18 protein-coding genes are annotated in these 19,932 nt (G+C 70.3%); 8 read left to right on the forward strand and 10 right to left on the reverse strand.

All coding sequences use genetic code 11. The annotated features are described in order from the left end of the window. The first annotated feature begins 18 nt into the window (after positions 1-18). Together ABIC61_RS06955 and ABIC61_RS06960 are read left to right on the forward strand one after the other, a co-directional pair. Positions 19-1,443 carry an amino acid permease gene (locus tag ABIC61_RS06955; protein WP_354029326.1) on the forward strand — a complete coding sequence of 475 codons (1,425 nt, stop codon included), beginning with the start codon at positions 19-21 and terminating at the stop codon, positions 1,441-1,443. A gap of 641 nt (positions 1,444-2,084) precedes the next feature. Next, positions 2,085-2,579, forward strand: a complete 495-nt coding sequence (locus tag ABIC61_RS06960; RefSeq protein WP_354029327.1) for a hypothetical protein — start codon at positions 2,085-2,087, stop codon at positions 2,577-2,579. Between the two features lie 176 nt (positions 2,580-2,755). Here the strand turns inward: ABIC61_RS06960 and rplL are convergent, their stop codons facing one another. From rplL to ABIC61_RS06980, 4 genes are all read right to left on the reverse strand, one after another. Beyond that, entirely contained in the window at positions 2,756-3,139 is a 384-nt protein-coding gene (rplL, locus tag ABIC61_RS06965; RefSeq protein ID WP_058726969.1) for a 50S ribosomal protein L7/L12, read from the reverse strand. Positions 3,140-3,190: 51 nt separating this feature from the next. After that, on the reverse strand, positions 3,191-3,706 hold the full coding sequence (gene rplJ, locus ABIC61_RS06970; RefSeq protein ID WP_070418388.1) for a 50S ribosomal protein L10: 516 nt from the start codon (positions 3,704-3,706) through the stop codon (positions 3,191-3,193). A gap of 266 nt (positions 3,707-3,972) precedes the next feature. Then, positions 3,973-5,529 (reverse strand): sensor histidine kinase, encoded by a 1,557-nt coding sequence (locus ABIC61_RS06975; RefSeq protein ID WP_354029328.1) that lies wholly within the window; start codon positions 5,527-5,529, stop codon positions 3,973-3,975. Beyond that, positions 5,526-6,266: a response regulator transcription factor gene (locus ABIC61_RS06980; protein WP_354029329.1), complete on the reverse strand. Its 741-nt coding sequence runs from the start codon at positions 6,264-6,266 to the stop codon at positions 5,526-5,528. Before ABIC61_RS06980 ends, ABIC61_RS06975 begins: the two co-directional genes overlap by 4 nt. 105 nt (positions 6,267-6,371) lie before the next feature. Between ABIC61_RS06980 and ABIC61_RS06985 the strand changes: the two genes are divergently transcribed. From ABIC61_RS06985 to ABIC61_RS07005, 5 genes are all read left to right on the forward strand, one after another. Next, positions 6,372-7,430, forward strand: a complete 1,059-nt coding sequence (locus tag ABIC61_RS06985; RefSeq protein ID WP_354029330.1) for an acyl-CoA dehydrogenase family protein — start codon at positions 6,372-6,374, stop codon at positions 7,428-7,430. Continuing rightward, on the forward strand, positions 7,424-8,785 hold the full coding sequence (locus ABIC61_RS06990; protein WP_354029331.1) for a PIG-L family deacetylase: 1,362 nt from the start codon (positions 7,424-7,426) through the stop codon (positions 8,783-8,785). Before ABIC61_RS06985 ends, ABIC61_RS06990 begins: the two co-directional genes overlap by 7 nt. Next, positions 8,782-9,510 (forward strand): glycosyltransferase family 2 protein, encoded by a 729-nt coding sequence (locus ABIC61_RS06995; RefSeq protein ID WP_354029332.1) that lies wholly within the window; start codon positions 8,782-8,784, stop codon positions 9,508-9,510. Before ABIC61_RS06990 ends, ABIC61_RS06995 begins: the two co-directional genes overlap by 4 nt. 89 nt (positions 9,511-9,599) lie before the next feature. Continuing rightward, positions 9,600-11,132 carry an ABC transporter permease gene (locus ABIC61_RS07000; protein WP_354029333.1) on the forward strand — a complete coding sequence of 511 codons (1,533 nt, stop codon included), beginning with the start codon at positions 9,600-9,602 and terminating at the stop codon, positions 11,130-11,132. Positions 11,133-11,287: 155 nt separating this feature from the next. Then, on the forward strand, positions 11,288-11,962 hold the full coding sequence (locus ABIC61_RS07005; protein ID WP_079238975.1) for an ABC transporter ATP-binding protein: 675 nt from the start codon (positions 11,288-11,290) through the stop codon (positions 11,960-11,962). 104 nt (positions 11,963-12,066) lie between these two features. Here the strand turns inward: ABIC61_RS07005 and ABIC61_RS07010 are convergent, their stop codons facing one another. From ABIC61_RS07010 to ABIC61_RS07035, 6 genes are all read right to left on the reverse strand, one after another. After that, positions 12,067-12,996 (reverse strand): TolB family protein, encoded by a 930-nt coding sequence (locus tag ABIC61_RS07010; protein ID WP_354029334.1) that lies wholly within the window; start codon positions 12,994-12,996, stop codon positions 12,067-12,069. Positions 12,997-13,117: 121 nt separating this feature from the next. Then, a complete protein-coding gene (locus ABIC61_RS07015; protein ID WP_097179843.1) occupies positions 13,118-13,957 on the reverse strand; it encodes a carbohydrate ABC transporter permease in 840 nt (279 codons plus the stop codon). Next, complete coding sequence (locus ABIC61_RS07020) at positions 13,950-14,945, reverse strand: carbohydrate ABC transporter permease (protein ID WP_097179844.1); 996 nt, start codon at positions 14,943-14,945, stop codon at positions 13,950-13,952. Before ABIC61_RS07020 ends, ABIC61_RS07015 begins: the two co-directional genes overlap by 8 nt. A gap of 216 nt (positions 14,946-15,161) precedes the next feature. Then, complete coding sequence (locus ABIC61_RS07025) at positions 15,162-16,463, reverse strand: ABC transporter substrate-binding protein (RefSeq protein WP_354029335.1); 1,302 nt, start codon at positions 16,461-16,463, stop codon at positions 15,162-15,164. Positions 16,464-16,589: 126 nt separating this feature from the next. Then, the gene (locus ABIC61_RS07030) at positions 16,590-17,741 is read right to left on the reverse strand and encodes a Gfo/Idh/MocA family protein (protein WP_354029336.1); all 1,152 of its coding nucleotides are present in this window, start codon (positions 17,739-17,741) and stop codon (positions 16,590-16,592) included. Beyond that, on the reverse strand, positions 17,738-18,484 hold the full coding sequence (locus tag ABIC61_RS07035) for a sugar phosphate isomerase/epimerase family protein (RefSeq protein ID WP_354029337.1): 747 nt from the start codon (positions 18,482-18,484) through the stop codon (positions 17,738-17,740). Before ABIC61_RS07035 ends, ABIC61_RS07030 begins: the two co-directional genes overlap by 4 nt. A gap of 190 nt (positions 18,485-18,674) precedes the next feature. On the opposite strand from ABIC61_RS07035, the gene ABIC61_RS07040 reads away from it, so the two are divergent. Then, positions 18,675-19,886, forward strand: a complete 1,212-nt coding sequence (locus ABIC61_RS07040) for an ROK family transcriptional regulator (protein ID WP_186321950.1) — start codon at positions 18,675-18,677, stop codon at positions 19,884-19,886. The last annotated feature ends 46 nt before the right edge of the window (positions 19,887-19,932 follow it).

Genomic DNA, 19,932 nt, shown 5'->3' on the forward strand with positions numbered 1-19,932 from the left:
CGCACCACTCGAGGTCCCATGACGTCCGCGTCCACCCGCCCCACGTCCCTGCGCGCACAGCTCGCCCGCCGCAAGCCGATCGAGCAGCTGCAGGCCGAGGCCGCGGCGGGGGTGAACGGCGAGCCGCTCCGCCGGTCGCTCGGTGTCTGGCACCTCACGATGATCAGCGTCGGCGCGACCCTCGGTACCGGCATCCTCGTGGTGCTCGGTACCGCCGTCCCCCTCGCGGGCCCGGCGGTCTGGATCTCGTTCGTGGTCGCCGGTGTCGCGGCGCTGCTGTCGGCCCTGTCGTACGCCGAGATGGCAGGTGCGGTGCCGACGTCGGGGTCGAGCTACTCGTACACGTACGCCACCATGGGCGAGGGGATCGCCTGGGTGTGCGGGTGGTGTCTCGTGCTCGAGTACGCCGTGTCCGTCGCCGCCGTCGCGGTGGGTGCGAGCGAGTACGTCGACGAGACCCTGCGCGTGTTCGGGCTCCACCTGCCCGCAGCGCTGTCGGCCCCTCCGGGTGAGGGCGGCGTGGTCAACCTGCCGGCGGCGGTCCTGGTCCTGCTCGCCACCGCGATCCTGCTGCCCGGCGCGCGGGAGAGCGCCTGGGTGAACACCGTCATGGTCATCGTGAAGATCGCCCTGCTCGTGTTCTTCGTCGTCGTGGCGTTCTCGGCGTTCCAGGCGCAGAACTTCGAGCCGCTCGCACCGATGGGTGCCGCCGGGGTGACCGCCGCGGCGTCCCGACTGTTCTTCTCGTACATCGGTTTCGATGCCGCCTCGACCGCCGGCGAAGAGGCGAAGAACCCCCGCCGCGACCTCCCCCGCGCCATCATCGGGTCGATCGCGCTCATCACGGCGCTGTACATCCTCGTGGCCATCGCCGCGATCGGTGCCCGGTCGTGGACGTCGTTCTCGTCGACCGAGGCCTCGCTCGTGCGCATCGTCGTCGACGTCACCGGTCAGCCGATCGTCGCGCTCGTCTTCTCGGTCGGCGCCGTGATCGCGATCGCCAGCGTGGTGCTCACCGTGCTCTACGGGCAGACCCGCATCCTGCTGACGATGGCGCGGGACGGCCTCGTGCCGAAGGTGTTCGGCCGGGTGTCGCACCGCACCGGCACCCCGATCGCGAACACCCTCATCATCGGACTCGTCGTCACGGTCGTCGCCGCGCTCGTGCCCCTCGGTGAGCTCGCGGACGCGACGAGCATCGGCACCCTCGTGGCCTTCGCACTGGTGAACGTGTCCGTCATCGTGCTCCGTCGCACCCGGCCCGACCTCGAACGGTCCTACCGGGTGCCGCTGTTCCCCGTCGTGCCGATCCTCGGCGCGCTCTGCTGCGTGCTGCTCGCGGTGTTCCTCGGCGTCGGCACCTGGATCGCCTTCGGCATCTGGATGGTCGCCGGCGCCGCGCTCTACCTGGCCTACGGCCGCCGCCACAGCACGCTGCGCTGACGCGGCGTCGCCGCTGTCGCGCGCGCTCGCCCGCCCGCCCGCCCGAGCCTCGGTCCTGGCGACACTTCTCGCGTGGATCCAGCCGAGAAGTGTCGCTCCGGGCGAGACTCGGTGCGCCGAGTGCGAGACTCGTCCACCGCGAGCCCGCAACGCGCACTCTCCACAGATGTCCTCGTGGGCACGCGGGCAGCGTCTGTACCCGCGACGCTGTGCAGATGACGACCGATCGAGTACCACTCCACCGTGTCCCTGACGGCGATCGAGCGGCCGCCCGGTCCCTGCAACGCAGGCACGAAGCGGGAGAACTGGTCAGGCTCGCCCGTGGTGTGTACACGGCCGCGTCGGCGTGGAGGGACTGCAACGCGACCGAGCGGCACCTCGTGCTGGCACGTGCCGTGGCCCCGACCGTCCGCCCGACGGCGGCGTTCTCACACTCGACCGCGGCGATCGCCTACGGTTGGCCACTCGTCAGCGCGCCGCCTGCGCGAGTACACGTGACCGACGGTGCGACGAGGCGCACGGAACACCGCGCCCGACTGGTCCGACATGCCGGCGAGCCAGAGACCGAGCAGCCACCGGGTTCGTTCGCAGCGGTTCGTGTCACGAGCAGGATCCGCACCGCACTCGACCTCGCAACCAGCTTGGAGCCCGCGGTCGCCGCGGTCGCGATCGACCACGCCGTCCGGACCGGGGCATTCTCGATCGAGGAGTTCGTCGCTCGGCTCCCGACGACGCCGCAGCGCGGCTCGGTCCGCTGCCGCATCGTCGCCGACGCGCTCGACCCACGGCACGACTCGGCAGGTGAGTCCTACACGGCCGTGCGGATGGTCGAGCTCGGACTCCCCCGACCGATCTCGCAGCACGAGTTCCGCCATCCGGGCGGCGCCGTCGATCGCGTCGACTTCTGGTTTGCCGAGATGGGCGTCGTGGTCGAGTTCGACGGCCGACAGAAGTACACCGACCGGGCCATGCTCGACGGTCGCGAACCCGGCGATGCACTCTGGCAGGAGAAGATCCGAGAGGACCGGCTGCGATCACTGCCCGAGGTACGCAGCCTCGTCAGGCCCACGTGGTGGCACCTCGTCGACCCGGAGCGGCTCCGAACGTTGTTTCGTCAGCACCGAGTGGTGTTCTGAGGAGCCGAGACTCGTTCGTGGCCGACCGAGTCTCGGGGTGAGCGACCGATCTCGCGCTCGTAGGCACGAGAACTGTCGCTGAACGCGAGTCTCGCGGCAGCCGCCCCCGCCCCACGCACACGACGAAGGCCGCCGCCCCCGGAGGGGCAGCGGCCTTCGTGACCGAACGGTCGAGACTACGCGAGCTCGATCGTGGCGCCGGCGGCCTCGAGGGCCTCCTTCGCCTTGTCGGCCGTCTCCTTGTTGACACCCTCGAGGATCTTGGCGTCGGCGGTCTCGACGAGCGCCTTGGCCTCACCGAGGCCGAGCGACGTCAGGCCACGGACCTCCTTGATGACCTGGATCTTCTTGTCACCAGCGGACTTGAGGACGACGTCGAACTCGGTCTTCTCCTCAGCGGCCTCGGCCGGAGCAGCGGCGCCGGGGGCGGCGGCAGCGGCGACCGGGGCGGCCGCGGTGACCTCGAAGACCTCTTCGAACTTCTTCACGAAGTCCGAGAGTTCGATGAGCGTGAGCTCCTTGAAGGCCTCGATGAGCTCGTCCTGCGAAAGCTTCGCCATGATTTTCTCCTACTACTAGCTAGTACGTGTGGTTGATGAACGCGTGCCTGATCAGGCCGCGGACTCCTGCTTCTCGCGAAGGGCGTCCACGGTGCGGACGGCCTGCGAGAGGGGTGCCTGGAACAGGTACGCAGCACCGAACAGCGAGGCCTTGAAGGCGCCGGCGAGCTTGCCGAGCAGAACTTCACGGGACTCGAGGTCGGCGAGCTTGTCCACCTCGGTCGCGGAGAGCGGGTTACCGTCGAAGTAACCACCCTTCACCACGAGCTCGGGGTTCGCCTTGGCGAATGCACGCAGCGACTTCGCGACGGCGACGGTGTCACCGTGGACGAAGGCGAGAGCGGACGGACCGGCGAGTTCGTCGTCGAACGACGAGATGCCGGCGTTGTTCGCCGCGATCTTGGTCAGCGTGTTCTTCACCACGGCGTACGTGGCGTGCTCACGGATCGAGTTGCGGAGCTCCTTGAGCTGCGCGACCGTGAGACCGCGGTACTCGGTGAGCAGAACGGCGTTCGAGCTACGGAAGGACTCCGTGAGCTCGGCGACCGCAGCTTCCTTGTTCGCCATGGTTCTCCTTGGGGGTCTTGCCGGCAGCCCCAGGTCCACGAACGAAAAAAGCTCCGGCGCAGAGGCTCGGAGCTGCTCCCCCGAGAACGGAAGGAGTGGTTCGGAACACCTGCGCGGGATGCCTCTCCGGGAGAGGACCTTCGGTCACGCTGCAAGCAGCACGACATCCGGCGGTCTTTGGCTTCGAGAACTGTACCAGATGCCGTGTACTGCACAAAACACCGGACTGGAGGCGCGGTGCGGGCCCGCCCCGTGCCTCCAGTCCGTCAGTCGGTCGCCGACGGGACCGGGGTCGCCGACCAGCCGTCGGTCGCGTCGTCGGGAGCGTCCGAGGACGCGGGCGACGCCGGCGACGCGGTCGCCGCGGCGGCAGCGGCGACCGCCGGCTGCTCCGCGGGCAGGTGCACCGTGAACACGGTGTCCCCCGGCTCGCTCGTCACTTCCACGGACCCGCCGTGCGCCTGCACGACCGCGTCCACGATCGCGAGCCCGAGCCCCGTCGATCCCGCGGAACGGGAGCGCGAGCTGTCGGCCCGGGCGAACCGTTCGAACAGCTTCGGCAGGAACTCCGGGTCGATGCCCTGTCCGGTGTCCCGCACGGTGAGGTCGACGCCGGAGCCGGAGTCCGACGGTGCGAGCCCCACCGTGATGCGGGTGCCGTCCGGGGTGTGGGTCCGGGCGTTGGTGACGAGGTTGACGATGACCTGGTGCAACCGCGCGGCATCGCCGACGACGACCACGGGCGCGTCGGGGACGTCGACCTCGATCGGGTGCTCGGGCGACGCGGCGTGGGCGTCGTTCACGGCGTCGAACACGAGCCCGGTCAGGTCCACGTCGTCGAACTGGATCTCGCGGCCCTCGTCGAGGCGGGCGAGGAGCAGCAGGTCCTCGACCATCGAGGTCATCCGGATCGACTCGGACTCGATGCGGCCCATCGCGTAGACGACGTCCTGCGGCAGGTCACCGCCCATGCGCCTGGTGAGCTCGGCGTAGCCGCGCACCGACGCGAGCGGGGTGCGGAGCTCGTGCGACGCGTCGGCGACGAACTGGCGCACCTTCTGCTCCGAGCGTTCGCGGGCCTGCATGGCCCCGGCGATGTGCCCGAGCATCCGGTTGAAGGCGCTGCCGACCCGCCCGACCTCGGTGCGGGGGTCGGTGTCGGGGACGCGGACGTCCTGCAGGGCGTCGCTGCGCTCGAGTGGCATCCGCGCGACGGTCGAGGCCGTCTCGGCGACGCGCTCGAGCGGCCGCAGGGATCGGCGGACGACGACCGCGGCGACCACGGACGCGGCGACCAGGGCTGCGGCGACGACCAGGATGACGACGACGAGCAGTGACCGGACGCTCTCGTAGACGGGCGACATCGGGAGGCCGACCACCAGGACGGCGTTGCCGAGCACCGGGTTGTCGACCTGCACGGCGGCGACACGGTAGCGCCCGAGCGATCCCTTGAGGTCCATCGTCGCGGGGTCCACGCCGACCTTGACGTCGCCGAGCCGATCGAGCTGCTCCGTGGTCAGGGCGGAACGGGAACTGTCCTCGTTCAGGACGATGCCACCGGCGCCGCCACCGGTCACGTAGTACGCGGTGAGCGTCCCGGCTGCCTGCCCGAGCGGCTGGAGCGAGTCGTCGTTCGGCCGCTGGCCGTTCGGATCGCCCTGGCCGAACTTCGTGCTCGCGCGGCTCGTCGCCTTCTGCAGCTGCCCGTCGATCGTGCCCGTCTGGATCGACGCGAGCGCGATGATGCTGCCCGCGCCGATGACCGCGCTGACGGCGACGACGAGCGCGACGATGCTCAGGACGAGCCGGCGGCGGAGGGTCACGAGGTGGGCTTGATGACGTACCCGACGCCGCGCACCGTGTGGATCATCGGGGTCTCGCCGGCGTCGATCTTCTTGCGCAGGTACGAGATGTAGATCTCGACCACGGAGGACTTGCCTCCGAAGTCGTACGACCACACGCGGTCGAGGATCTGCGCCTTCGACAGCACGCGGCGCGGGTTGCGCATGAGGAAGCGGAGGAGCTCGAACTCGGTGGCGGTCAGCTCGATCGAGCGGCCGGAACGGGAGACCTCGTACGACTCCTCGTCGAGCACCAGGTCGCCCACGACGATGCGCGAGTCCCCCGCCTCGGAGATCGAGATCTGCGACCGACGGATGAGACCGCGGAGCCGCGCCACCACTTCTTCCAGGGAGAACGGCTTCGTGACGTAGTCGTCGCCGCCCGCGGTGAGGCCGGTGACGCGGTCCTCCACGGAGTCCTTCGCGGTGAGGAACAGGACCGGGGTGTCGTCGTTGTTCTGCCGCAGCCGACTGAGCACCTGCAGGCCGTCGAGGTCCGGCATCATGACGTCGAGCACCATGGCGTCCGGCTTCCACTCGCGCGCCGTCGTCAGTGCGTCCTGCCCGCCGTTCGCGCTCTTGACGTCCCAGCCCTCGTAGCGGAGCGCCATGGACAGGAGGTCGGTGAGGCTGGCCTCGTCGTCGACGACGAGGATGCGCAACGGGGTTCCGTCGGCACGCGTGAGGCGCGGGGCTGCTGCAGGCTGGGAGATGGTCACGTCTTCGAGTATCGAGAGTTTCCTATGAGCGGTCTGTGGAGCGACCGTCGACGCTCTGTGGATTCCCGAGCAGGCACTCGGTGTCCGCTCCGTACCGTGAGCGGCATGCTCCGATCCTCGGCCTGGCCGGCCTCCGCCCGCACCGTCGACACCGCTCGGCTCGAGGAGTCCGCGCGGATCACGGCGTCGTCCGGGAGGCACGGCTCGGCCCCGGCGGACCGACTCGCCTTCGCCCGGTCGGTCGCCTCCAGTGCCCCACTCCTGTCCGCCGGGACGACCGGCGGAGCCTTCGCGGCACTCGCGGCCGTCGGCGCGGCCGACGTCGCCCTCGCGCGCACGGTCGAGCCGCACCTCGACGCGCTCGGGATCCTCGCCCAGGCCGGCGTCCCCGCGCCGGAGGGCTCGACGTGGGGCGTGTTCGCCGCCGAGGGACCGGGGCTGCGACTCACGGCGATGTCGGGCGGAACCGGCGGCTCGTTCGCGCTCGACGGCACGAAGCCGTGGTGCTCGCTAGCATCGACGCTCTCGAACGCGCTCGTCACCGCCCACGTCGGGGACGAGCGGCAGCTGTTCGCGGTCGACCTCCGGCAGGACGGTGTGACCGTGCACGACGAGGCCTGGGTGGCGCGGGGCATGCCCGACGTGCCGAGCGGGCCGGTCGACTTCGCCGGGGTGCACGCCACGCCCGTCGGGGCTCCCGGCTGGTACCTCACGCGACCGGGCTTCGCGTGGGGCGGGATCGGCGTCGCGGCGTGCTGGTGGGGTGGCGCGGTCGGGCTCGGACGGGTCCTCCGCGACCTCGCCGCCGCTCGTCCGGACTCGGAGCTGCTGCAGGCGGCCCTCGGGGCGACGGTCGCGGACCTCGCCGACGCCGAGGACGCCCTCGCCGACGCCGCCGCCCGGATCGACGGTTCCGATCCGGCGTCGACGTCCGACGACGACTGGTCGCTGCTCGCCCAGGTCGTGCGCTCGCGCGTCCGCCGGGCCGTCGACGCCGTCCGGCACCGGGTGGTCGCGACGATCGGTCCCGCTCCCCTGACGTCCGACCCGGCGATCGCGGCACGGGTCGCGGACCTCGAGCTCTACGTCCTGCAGGACCACGGCGAACGAGACCTCGCCCGCATCGGCCGGATCGTCGTCGAGCGCGGCGGTGTCGCGTGGTGAGCTTCGACCACCGCGAGCCGGGCACCGACCCCGCGGACTGGACGGCGTTCCTCGACACGGTCACCACGCTGCCGGTGCAGCTCGACACGGTCGCCTCGGTCGTGGTCGTCGCGCCGCACCCGGACGACGAGACCCTCGGGGCCGGCGGGCTGATCGCGACCGCCGCCGAAGCCGGTGTCCCCGTGCACGTACTGCTCGTCACCCACGGCGAGGGCTCGCACCCGGACTCGCCGAGCACCACCCCCGAGGATCTCCGATCGATCCGAGACACCGAGTTCCGAGCGGCGCTGGCCGTCCTCGCCCCCGCGGCGAGCGCCACGGTCCTCGGCGTGCCGGACGGCGGGCTGCGCGAGCACCCGGACGTCCTCCGGGCGGCGCTGACCGAGCGGCTCGCGGGCGTCGACGGCCCCGTTATCGTCGTCGCACCGTGGCGCGGGGACGGGCACCGGGACCACCGGATCGCGGGCGAGGTCGCCGCGGACGTCGTGTCGCACGCGACCGGGTCGGCGCTGCTCGAGTACCCGGTCTGGGCGTGGCACTGGGACGAGCCGTCAGCCCCCGCGGCGCCGTGGGACCGCGCCCGATCACTGGCGCTGTCGTCGGCCGTCCTCGATCGGAAGCGCGCCGCACTCGACGCGTACCCGTCGCAGACCCGGCCGCTGTCGCCGGCACCGGGTGACGAGGCGATCGTGGACGACCGGCACGCGGCGCACCACCTCCGCCCGACGGAGTGGTTCTTCGCCGAGTCCCCGGCGCAGTCGTCCCGCTCGCGGGAGTCGTTCGACGCCCACTACGAGCGGAAGCCCGAGGGGTGGGACTTCGACGGTTCCTGGTACGAGCGACGGAAGCGTGCGGTGACGCTGGCGGCCCTCCCTCACGAGCGCTACCGGTCCGCGCTCGAGCTCGGCTGCGCGACGGGCGTGCTCACCGCCGAGCTGACCGAGCGCGCCGACGCCGTGCTCGGGACGGACATCGCCGCAGCGCCGCTGGAACGTGCGCGGCTCCGGGCGCCGGCCGCGCGGTTCGTCCAGGCCCAGCTGCCGTCCGAGTGGCCCGACGGGCGGTGGGACCTCGTCGTGATGTCCGAGGTCGGGTACTACCTGTCGCCGTCGGACCTCGACGCGACCATCGACCGGGTGCTCGGGTCCCTGGACGACGACGGCGTCCTGGTCGCCTGTCACTGGCGACACCCGGACGACGACGCCGTGACCTCGGGCGACGTCGTGGACGCCCGACTCGCGGAGCGGTGGCCGCGACCGGCGCTCGTCCGGCACGTCGAGGAGGACTTCGTCCTGAGCGTGTTCCCCGGCCCGGCGGTGGTCTCCGTCGCGACGACCGAGGGCCTGACGCCGTGAGGCTCCCCGCGCGCATCGACGTCGTCGTCCCGGCGCACGACGAGGAGTCCGGCATCGGCGGCTGCACCGAGGCCCTGGCCGACGCGGTCCGGGTCCTGCGGCGAGCGCACCCCACCGTCGAGGTGTCGGTGGTCGTCGTCCTGGACGGCTGCACGGACCGGACGGCAGCCGTCCTGCGGTCGACGGCGGCCGGGGACCCGCTCTGGGCCGCGGTCCCCCTCGAGGTCGTGGAGACCGCGCACCTCGGCGTCGGTCGGGCCCGGGCCGTGGGGACCACCCGCGCCCTCGCGACCGGCCCGGAGCCGTCCGAGCGGTGGACGGCCCACACCGACGCCGACTCCCGCGTCGACCAGGCCTGGCTCGTCCAGCAGGTCGCAGCGCACGCGGACGGCGCTCACGTCCTGGTCGGCGCGGTCGTCCCGGACCCGGACGACCTCGACCCCGTGGTCCTCGCCCGCTGGGCGCACGCGCACCCGCCGGGCTCGACGCTCGGCCACGTGCACGGCGCGAACCTCGGGATCCGCGGCGACGTGTGCCTGGCGATCGGTGGGTTCGACCCGGTGCCCGAGCACGAGGACGTCCGGCTCGTCGAACGCGCACGAGCGCTCGGGTTCGACGTCCGTGCCACGACCGACCTCCCCGTGGTGACGAGCGGCCGGTTCGACGGTCGGACGCCCGGTGGGTACGCCGAGCACCTCCGACGGACGTACGGCGACGCGAGCTGAGGGTCCCTTAGACAGCTCATAGGGGCCGGCAGCGCCGCTCATCGACCGCCTCCCTACGGTCTCCTCGACCCCAACACCGAGGAGAACCAATGTTCCTGACCTACCTCAGGCGCGAACTCACGAACCGCAAGAAGCAGACCGTCATCATCGCGATCGGCATGGCGCTCGCCATCGCACTCGTGGTCATCGTGTCCTCGATCGCGGGCGGCGTGAAGGCCGCGCAGGCGAGCGTGCTGCAGTCCGTGTACGGCGTCGGCACGGACATCACCGTGACGAAGACCGAGACCCCGACCGGCTCGGCCACCGGGCGCCCGAGCTTCGACTTCGGCAGCCAGGGCAGCTCCGGCACCGGCAGCGGGTCGACCGACCTGTCGCAGTCCCGGCTCGCCGTGTCCCGCGGGTCCAGCACGCTGAGCACCGCGGACGTCAAGACCGTCACGAGCACGAGCGGGGTCAAGGCGGCGACCGGTGTCCTGACCCTGGAGAACAGCACGTTCTCGGGCCAGGTCCAGCAGCAGTCGGACAGCAGCAGCTCGAGCGACAGCAGCGGCACCTCGACCCAGCAGGGTCCGCCGAGCGGTGGCGAGGGCGGCGGCGGCTTCGGCGGCGGATCGTTCAGCGTCGACTCGTTCACCGTGACGGGCATCCCGGTGTCCGGCGACGCCGTCGGGCCGCTGACGAGCACCGAGCTCACGAAGGGCCGGACGTTCACGAGTGCCGACGCGGGCAAGGACGTCGTCGTGCTCGACGCGAGCTACGCGAAGAGCGAGTCGAAGGCCGTGGGCGACACCGTCTCGATCGGCGGGAAGGACTTCACGGTCATCGGGATCGTCTCGTCGACCGGTTCATCGTCGACCACCGGATCGAACACGTACATCCCGCTCGACACCGCGCAGACCCTGGCCGACCTCGACGGCAAGGTCACCTCGATCTACGTCTCGGCCGAGTCGTCCTCCGACGTGAGCACGATCAAGTCCGCGCTGCAGAAGCAGCTCACCAGCGCCACCGTCTCCACCGAGGCCGACCTCGCGTCGAGCGTGTCCGGGTCGCTGAGCACCGCCTCGAGCCTCGTGTCGAACCTCGGCACCTGGCTGTCGATCGTCGTCCTCGCCGCGGCGTTCCTCATCGCCATCCTCTTCACCATCTCCGGCGTGACCCGGCGCACGCGTGAGTTCGGCACCCTCAAGGCGATCGGCTGGTCGAACGGCCGCATCACCCGGCAGGTCGCGGGCGAGTCCCTCGTGCAGGGGCTCATCGGCGGGGTGATCGGCGCCGCCGCCGGCCTCATCGGCATCCTCGTGGTGAACGTCATCGCCCCGACGATCTCGGCGAGCGCCACGAGCTCCACGAACCGCGGCGGAGCGGGCGGCGGGATGCCCGGTGGTGCAGCGACGGCAGCGGCCGGCAGCGGCACCACGGGCGGCGCACCGGCCGGTGGCTTCGGCGGCGGCGGGGCGAGCACCGCCTCGACGACCGACGTGGTCCTGCACGCCCCGGTCACGGTCGAGGTGATCCTGCTCGCGATCGGCCTGGCGATCCTCGGCGGACTCATCGCCGGCGCCCTCGGCGGCTGGCGCGCGAGCCGGCTCCGTCCGGCCGAGGCCCTGCGGAGCGTGGCCTGATGACCGGGCCGGCCACCGGCACGACACCGGTCCCCGAACCGACCACCGCACCCGAACCGACGACGCGCCCCGAAGGAGCAACCGTGACCGACACCGACGTGACCAGCAGCGCGACCGCACCGTCCGCGGCGGACGCGAGCCGCGCCTCCAGGCCGATCTACGCCCTGAAGAACGTGAGCAAGACGTACAAGCAGAAGAACCGGACCGTCACGGCGCTGACGAACGTCGACCTGACCATCCCGCAGGGGCAGCTCGTCGCGATCCAGGGGCCGACCGGCGGCGGCAAGTCGACGCTGCTGCAGATGCTCGGCGCGCTCGACCGGCCGAGCGCCGGCAGCGTGCTCCTCGGCGAACAGGACGTCGCGAAGCTCGGCGACCGGGCCCTCACCGACCTGCGCGCCACGGAGATCGGGTTCGTGTTCCAGAGCTTCAACCTCATCCCGACGTTGACTGCCCTGGAGAACGTTGAGACGGCGTTCGCGGGGTCCCTCGCGAACCGGTCCCGCACCGAGATCCGCGACCGGGCCACCGCGGCGCTGCGGGAGGTCGGGCTCGGCGAACGGCTCGACCACCTGCCCGCGGAGCTCTCCGGCGGGCAGCAGCAGCGCGTGGCCATCGCACGGGCGCTGGTCAAGAACCCGAGCGTGCTGCTGGCGGACGAACCGACCGGAGCCCTCGACGAGGCGACCCGTGACGAGATCATGGGCCTCATCGAGAAGCAGTGGAAGGAGCGCGGGCTCACCGTCGTCATCGTGACGCACGACTCGTGGGTGGCCCGCCGGGCCGAGCGCCGCCTGCACATCAAGCAGGGGCAGGTGCGCGAGGTCTAGCGACCGAACCGCGCGTAGGTGACCGAATCGCTCGTAGGAGGACGGTAGTTCCGGCCTCCCACGAGCGATTCGTCATCCCACGCGCGGAACGACCACCACCGGGATCAGCCCACCGGGTAGTCGCAGTACGCGAACCACCGCGAGTCGGGCGACCACGGCGGCACGTTGACCGTCCCCTGGCCACCGTCGAGCGTGACGAGTGTCTCCGGGACCACGGCGATCCGGGCGCCGCGCACCAGGGCCCCGGGCAGCAGTCGGAGCTCCACGCGGTGGTCGGCGGGGTGCCCCTGCACGCCGGGCTCGTACGACAGGTACAGCAGGTGCGAGCCGTCCGGCGAGACGTGCGGGAACCAGTTCACCCGGTCGTCGGTCGTGATCCGGACCGGGTCGGTCGCCCCCGGCCAGAGGGAGACGAGCTGCGCGGTGCCCGGCGTGAACCGCTCCGAGTTCCACACGAGCATGTCACCCGCGAACGAGACGCCGTCGTCGGCGTGCTCGTCCCGGGTCAGGAACGTCGGGTCCCCGGTGGCGAGGTCGACCAACGCGACGTCGGTGGTCCAGACACCGTCCTCGGTCCGCTCCCCGACGATCGCCGCGAGCGTTCCGTCCATCCCGATGCCGTGCAGGTAGAACTTCCGGACGACCGGCAGCGCGGTGGTCACGTCGGTGAGGGTCGCCGCCGCTCCCCCTGCCGGCAGCGGGACGCGGTACAGGTCCCCGTCGCGGCCGCTCACCACGACGGAGTTGCCCGAGGGGTCGACCACGTGGTCGTTGTTGATCTCGGGGACGCCGGGCATCGGCACCCGCTCGAGCGCGGACTCGTCGAGGACGGTGTCGACGTCGGCAGGGAGCCGCAGCAGCCAGAGGTCACCGTTCCCGTTCAGGACGAGGGTGCCGTCGGCCAGGACGTTCGGCGCTTCGACCAACACCGACGACGACTCGAACACCAACCGACTCGTGCGGGACTCGACGTCGTACACGTGCACCCGGCTGGTCTGTCCCGGCAGCAGCTGCCGCCCTCGTGTCTCGCTCATGGTCCCATCCTGCCGCCACACAGTGGGCGGAGACAGCAGAACACCGGTGTTCGTGCGTTGCACCGCGGGATGCGGGGGTGCCTTGCACGAACGCCGGTGTTTTGCGGAGGGACGGCCCCGCCTACTTCACAGCACCGGCCGTCAGACCGGCCACGAACTGGCGCTGCACGATGAGGAACGCGATCACCACGGGGATCGACACCACGAGGGACGCCGCCATGATCTGGTTCCAGTACACGTTCGTCTGCGTGGAGTACTGCTGCAGACCGACCGCCAGCGTCTGCCCGTCGCCGTTGGTCATGACCGAGGCGAAGAGGACCTCACCCCAGGCCGTCATGAACGAGTAGATCCCGACCGCGACCAGACCCGGACGGGCCGAGGGCAGGATGACCCGGAACAGGGCACCCATCGGACCGGAGCCGTCGACCATCGCGGCCTCGTCGAGTTCACGCGGGATGGTCTCGAAGTAGCCCGCGAGCATCCAGATCGAGAACGGGAGCGTGAACGTCAGGTAGGTGATGATCAGGCCGGTCCAGCTGCCGACGAGCTGGATGCCGAGCGCGTTCCCGAGGTTCGTGAAGATCAGGAACAGCGGCAGCAGGAACAGCACGCCGGGGAACATCTGGGTCGAGAGCACCGCGGTGGTGAAGGTGCTCTTGCCCTTGAAGTTCCAGCGCGAGACACCGTAGGCGGCGAAGGTCGCGATGATCAGCGAGAACACCGTCGCGACCGTGCAGACCACGAGCGAGTTCACGAAGTACTTGCCGAGCGGGACCGTCGACCACATGTCGATGAACGGCTGGATGGTGATGTTGGTCGGGATCCACGTGAAGTCGTTCTGCACGTCACCGAGCGGCTTGATGGCCGTGGTGATCATCACGTAGAGCGGGACGACCGTGAACAGGGTCAGGACGACCAGGGTCACGACCTTGAAGGACTTGGCGCCGAATGTCTCACGCACGGACGGACCTCCGGTTGGTCACGGCGAGGTAGATGCCCGTGACGATGAGCAGGAAGATGAGGAGCAGGACGCTCATCGCGGCACCGGAGCCGAAGTTCCAGGTGATGAAGGACGCGTTGTAGATGTGGAAGCTCAGCAGGTCCGCGGCCGGGGGCTGCGCGGTCGAGCCGAACAGCACGAACGGCGTGTTGAAGTCGTTGAACGTCCAGAGGAACATCACGAGCACGAGCGTCACGTTGACCGGGCGCACCATCGGCAACGTGATCGAGCGCCACTGCCGGAAGGGCTTCGCACCGTCGACCGATGCGGCCTCGTACACGTCGTTCGGCACGGACTGCAGGCCGGCCATGAGCATGAGGAACGCGAACGGCCAGGTCTTCCAGATCGCCACGACGACGACGGAGACGAAGGCGTTCGAGCCGATGAGCCAGAACGGGCCCGTGCCGTTGAACAGGTGCAGCTGGTCCACGAGGATGTGGTTGATCGCACCCGAGTCACGCTGGAACATGAACTTCCAGGTGATGATGCCGGCGTACATCGGCAGCGCGTAGGGCACGAGGAAGAGCGTGCGGAACAGCCCGCGACCCTTGAACGGCTTCTGCAGCGCGACCGCGGCGGCCATGCCGAAGGTCCACGAGAGCCCGACCACGAGGACCGTGAAGCCGCACGTGATGAGGAACGAGTTCAGGACGCCCTTGCCGATCGCCTGGTCGAAGTCGATGACGACCGAGTAGTTCCGCAGTCCCGCGAACGGCGCTGCACCCCAGTTGGCGATGAAGTACTTCGTGAGCTGGATGAACGAGATCCAGATGCCGGTGAGCATCGGCACGATGTGGATGAGCAGCTCGAACAGGATGGCCGGCGCGACGAGCGCGTACGGCAGCCAGTGGGTCTTGCGCTTGCGACCTGGCGGACGGCCCGACATCGTCGGGGCCTTCGTGTGCGTCAGGTCGATGCGCTCGGAATCAGGCAGGACCGAGGTGGACATGGGCGGGGGCCTTTCGGCAGGAGGGGGATCGGGTGCTTCGCGCCGGTCCGTGGCAGCGGACTGGAGGCGCGGCATGCGTGAGCCGATCGGCTCACCCCCGGCGTGTGGCCGGGTGCAGAACGCGAGGTCGTCCGGCCGACGCGAGCGGGGCCGTGGACCTGAGGGGTGGAGGCCCGGGACGCGTCCTGCGGACGCGACCCGGGCCTCCAGACCGGATCAGCCGTTCGCCTGGGACACCTGGTCCTGAGCGGTCTGCAGCGCGGTCTTGATGTCGCTGTCAGAAACGGTGGAACCGGTCGCGATCTTGGCGAACATGTCGTTCATCGCCTTGCCGACCGTGGACTCGAACTGGTCCTCGGCGGGCACCAGCGGGAGCGGCTTCGCCTTGTTGTTGTAGATGTCGAGGAACGTCTTCGTCTGCTCGTCGGTGACCGAGTCAGCAGCCGCGGCGAGCACCGGCAGAGCCGAGTACGGCTTGTCGAGCGTCGTCTGCGTGTCAGCGCTCGTCATGTACTTGACGAACTTGAGCGCGCCGTCCTTGTTCTTCGTGTTCTTGAAGATCGACAGGTTGATGCCGGCCGGGAAGGACGCGATGTCCTCGCCGCCCGCAGTGGTCGGGAACGGCACGACGCCGAACTCGTCCGTCTTCATGCCCTGCGACGTGATGGTCGCGTTCGCGTTGTTCTGCGTGAGCATCATCGCGGCCTTGCCGTTCGCGAAGTCCGAAACGGCCTGGGTGCCGTTGTCGTACTGCGCGTTCGACGGGTTGACGACCTTGTCGGACTGCATCAGGTCGAGGTAGCGCTTGATGCCGTCGACGTTGGCCTTCTGGGTGAAGGTCGGCTTGCCGTCCTTGTCGAACCACTCGCCGCCGTTCTGGGCGGAGGTGATGAACGCGAAGTGCGAGTTCTCGGTGTAGGAGCCACCGGCGATGGTGAACCCGTACTTGTCGCCCGAGGTGAGCTTCTTCGCGTCGGCGGTGAGGTCCTCCCACGTGGTCGGCGCCTGGATGCCCGCGTCGGCGAACATCTTCTTGTTGTAGTACAGGCCGTAGGCGAGACCGTAGAGCGGGACGCTCGTGACGGTCTTGCCGGGCGCACCACCGGTGGAGAGCGCGACCTTGCCGAACTTGTCGGACCCGCCGATCGCCTTCATCTCGCTCGACTCGTACGGGAGGAAAGCGCCGGTGGCCTGGAGCGACGTCGCCCAGGTGTTGCCGATGTTGACGACGTCCGGGCCCTGGCCCGAGGTGACGGCGGTCTGGATCTTGTTCTGCAGGTCGTTCCAGCCGATGACCTGGAGGTTGACCTTGATCCCGGTCTCCTTGGTGAACTTCTTGAGGACGGGGGTCAGCACCTCCTTGTCGTTCTGGAGGGACGTGCCCTGGTTGGACGCCCAGTACGTGAGCGTCTTGGAGTCACCGGACGAACCGGAGCCTCCGGAGGAGCAGGCTGCGAGGCCGGTCACGGTGAGTGCCGCGGCCGCGGTGATGGCCAGTGCGCGGATGGCAGTGCGCATGACTCTCTACTTTCTCGTCGTTGAGATGGTGCAGGGGTTGGAACGGGTGTTGCTGTCGGGTGCTGCTGTGTGGGTGCGGTGCCCTCCCGGTCGGTCCGTCGTCCGACGGACCGACCGGACCGTCGGTCAGGACAGGGTGGACGCCGCGGGGTCCCAGCCCTCGGGGAGGGTCGGGGAGGGTGCGACGGTGCTCTCCACGAGCACCGTCGCACCACGCTCGGCGGCCTCGGCGATGGAGACCATCACGTCGAGGACGTGGAAGGCGAGGGCACCGGGGACCCGGTTCTCCTCACCGACGCGCAGTGCACGGGCGAGGTCGACCACGCCGGTGCCGCGCGAGTAGGTGGACCCGACGGCCGGGATCGTCTCCGGCTCGTCGGAACCGAGCGCGTAGAGCTCGGTGTCGCCGTCGAAGTTGTTCGGGTCGGGGAACACCACGGTGCCGGTCTCGCCCGCGATCTCGACGAAGCCGGTGCGGCCGCGGTCGGACTCGAACGAGAAGACGCTCTGCGCGCTCCCGCCGTTCTCGAACTCGATGAGTGCCGAGTGGTTCGTCGGGACCTCGACCGGGAACTCGGTGCCGGCCTTCGGGCCGGAGCCGATCGTGCGGGTCGCACGGGACTTCGACGCGGTCGCGGTGACCTTCTTGACCGGACCGAACGCCTGCACGAGCGTCGTGATGTAGTACGGGCCGATGTCGAAGAGCGGGCCGGCGCCGTAGGCGAACAGGAACTCGGGGCTCGGGTGCCACGACTCCGGTCCGGGGCTCTGGAAGAGCGTCAGGCCGTTGAGGGGCTTGCCGATGCGGCCGTCGCGGATCGTCCGGAGCGCGGTCTGGAGCCCGGCGCCGAGGAACGTGTCGGGCGCGACGCTGACGGTCTTGCCGGCGGCGCGTGCGGCGTCCCGGAGCTGTGCGGCGCTGTCACGGTCGAGCGCGTACGGCTTCTCGCCCCAGACGTGCTTGCCGGCGGCGAGGGCCTGCAGCGCGACCTCGACGTGGGCGGCGGGGATGGTCAGGTTGACGACGATCTCGATGTCGTCGTCCGCGAGGAGCTCCTCGACCGAGCCGGACGCGGCGACGCCCCACTTCTCGGCCTGCGACGCTGCACGGGGCAGGTCGATGTCGGCGATGAAGCGGACCTCGACGTCGGGGAAGACGGTGAGGTTGCCGAGGTACTGGTCCGAGATGACCCCGGCGCCGATGACGCCGACGCCGACCGGGCCGGTGCGGCGGGCGCCGTCGGTGGTCTCCTGCGTGGTGGTGGTGGTGTCGGTCATGCGCGGGCTCCCTCGAGGAACGTGTAGGAGTCGGTGACGGCCTGGAAGACGTCACCCTCGTGGTCGTCGAGTTCGACGACCCACTGGGCGCCCGGTGCGGCGCCGGTGATGGCGGCGATCGGCATGATGCCGTCGCCGACCGCGACCTGCTTCTTGTCGTCGTGCGAGCCGTCGCCGTCCTTGACGTGCAGGAACTGGACCTTGTCGCCGTACTTGCCGATGATCGCCACCGGGTCGTCCCCGCCGACCTGCACCCAGTAGGTGTCGAGCTCGAGGACGACGTCGTCGGAGACCGCGTCGGCGAAGACCTCGTAGGCGCTGACGCCGTCGATGCGGTTCGAGAACTCGAACGCGTGGTTGTGGTAACCGAGGGTGAGACCGTGGTCGGCCGCCCGCGGGGCGAGGGCGCTGAGCTCGCGGGCGATCGCCTCGACGTCCTCGCGCGTGGTCCAGCGGGCCTCGTCGATGTGCGGGTCGATCAGGGTGCCGAGGCCGACGGTGACGCTCGCGTGGAAGATCTGCTCGAGGTCCTGCTCACCGGCGTCCAGCAGGCGGGCGTGGCCGCTCGGGCTCTGCAGGCCGGCAGCGGCGAGCGCATCGCGCAGCGCCTCGGCACGGTCGACGAAGCCGAAGGCCTCGACGTTCGTGTAGCCGATGTCGGCGATGCGCTGCAGCGTGCCGGGGAGGTCGGCAGCGAGGGCGTCGCGGACTGTGTAGAGCTGGACCGAGAGCGGTTGGGTCACCAGGGCTTCTCCTCGTCGAGATGGTGCGGTCGACATCGACCGAGCGCTGCGGTCGACATCGACCGAGCGTGTGGTCGACTTCGACCGAGCGTCACACTACGAGCACTTCTGTCGGCGGTCAAGCAGAAGTTCGAGGAATGTCGACGGACTTCGTTGCGTGCCGCGTTCGATGTGTGCTTCACTCCCCCACATGGTCGACTTGACTCGGACGGCAGCGTCGCCTCCGGTCGGGACGAGCGAGCTCTTCCAGATCCTCCGCGACGGCGTGCCGCGGACCCGGGCCGAGCTCGCCGCACTGACGGGACTCGCACGCTCGACGATCGGCGTGCGCCTCGATGCCCTCATCGAGGTCGGACTCGTCGGACCGGTGGACACCGCGGCATCCACCGGAGGGCGCCCGCCCGCGCAGGTCGCCCTGGTGCCGCGCGCACGACTGGTGATCGCCGCCGACCTCGGCGCCTCGCACGGTCGCGTCGCCGTGACGGACCTCGTCGCCGCGCCGCTCGCCACCCGCGAGGCCCGGATCGACATCGCCGCCGGCCCGGTCCCCACCCTCACCTGGCTCGTCGAGACCATCGACGGCCTGCTCGACGAGGTCGGCCGAGCACGGGATGACGTCATCGCCATCGGCATCGGCGTGCCCGGCCCGGTCGAGTTCTCCACCGGACGCCCCGCGAACCCACCGATCATGCCCGGCTGGGACGGATTCGACGTGCCCGGCTGGCTCCGGAACCACATCGCCGCCCACGTCCTGCTCGACAACGACGTCAACATCGCGGCACTCGGTGAGCGGGAGCACGGTTGGCCGGACGTCGACCACCTGCTGTTCGTCAAGGTGGCCACGGGCATCGGCTCCGGGATCGTGTCGGACGGCGAGCTCCAGCGTGGTGCACAGGGCACCGCGGGCGACATCGGCCACGTCCGGGTCTCGAGCGCCGGGGACGTGCCGTGCCACTGCGGGAACACCGGGTGCCTCGAGGCCGTCGCCTCCGGGCCGGCGATCGCCCGCCGGCTCCGCGCGAAGGGGCACGACGTCCACACCGGTGCGGACGTCCTCGACCTGGTGAACCGGTCCGACCTCGACGCCATCCAGGCGGTGCGACAGGCCGGACGGGACATCGGCGAGGTCCTGGCCACGTGCGTGTCGCTCATGAACCCGTCCGTGATCGCCCTGGGCGGTTCGATCACGCAGGCCGGGGAGCACCTGCTCGCCGGCGTCCGCGAGGTCGTCTACTCCCGCTCGATGCCCCTCGCGACCGAGCACCTCGTCATCGCACAGTCCCGTGCCGGGTCCCTCGCCGCACTGCAGGGCGCCGCGGCCCTCGCCATCGGGTACGCGCTCTCCCCCGCCGGGGTCGACGAACTCGTCGCCTACGCCGAGGGCCACCAGTTGGTGTCCTGACCGCTCGCGTCCGGTGCGTCGGTTTCGCCGCGTCGGTGCTCGGGGA

Origin of the sequence: Curtobacterium sp. 1544, from assembly GCF_040544915.1 — a bacterium.
Taxonomy (GTDB): domain Bacteria; phylum Actinomycetota; class Actinomycetes; order Actinomycetales; family Microbacteriaceae; genus Curtobacterium; species Curtobacterium pusillum_C.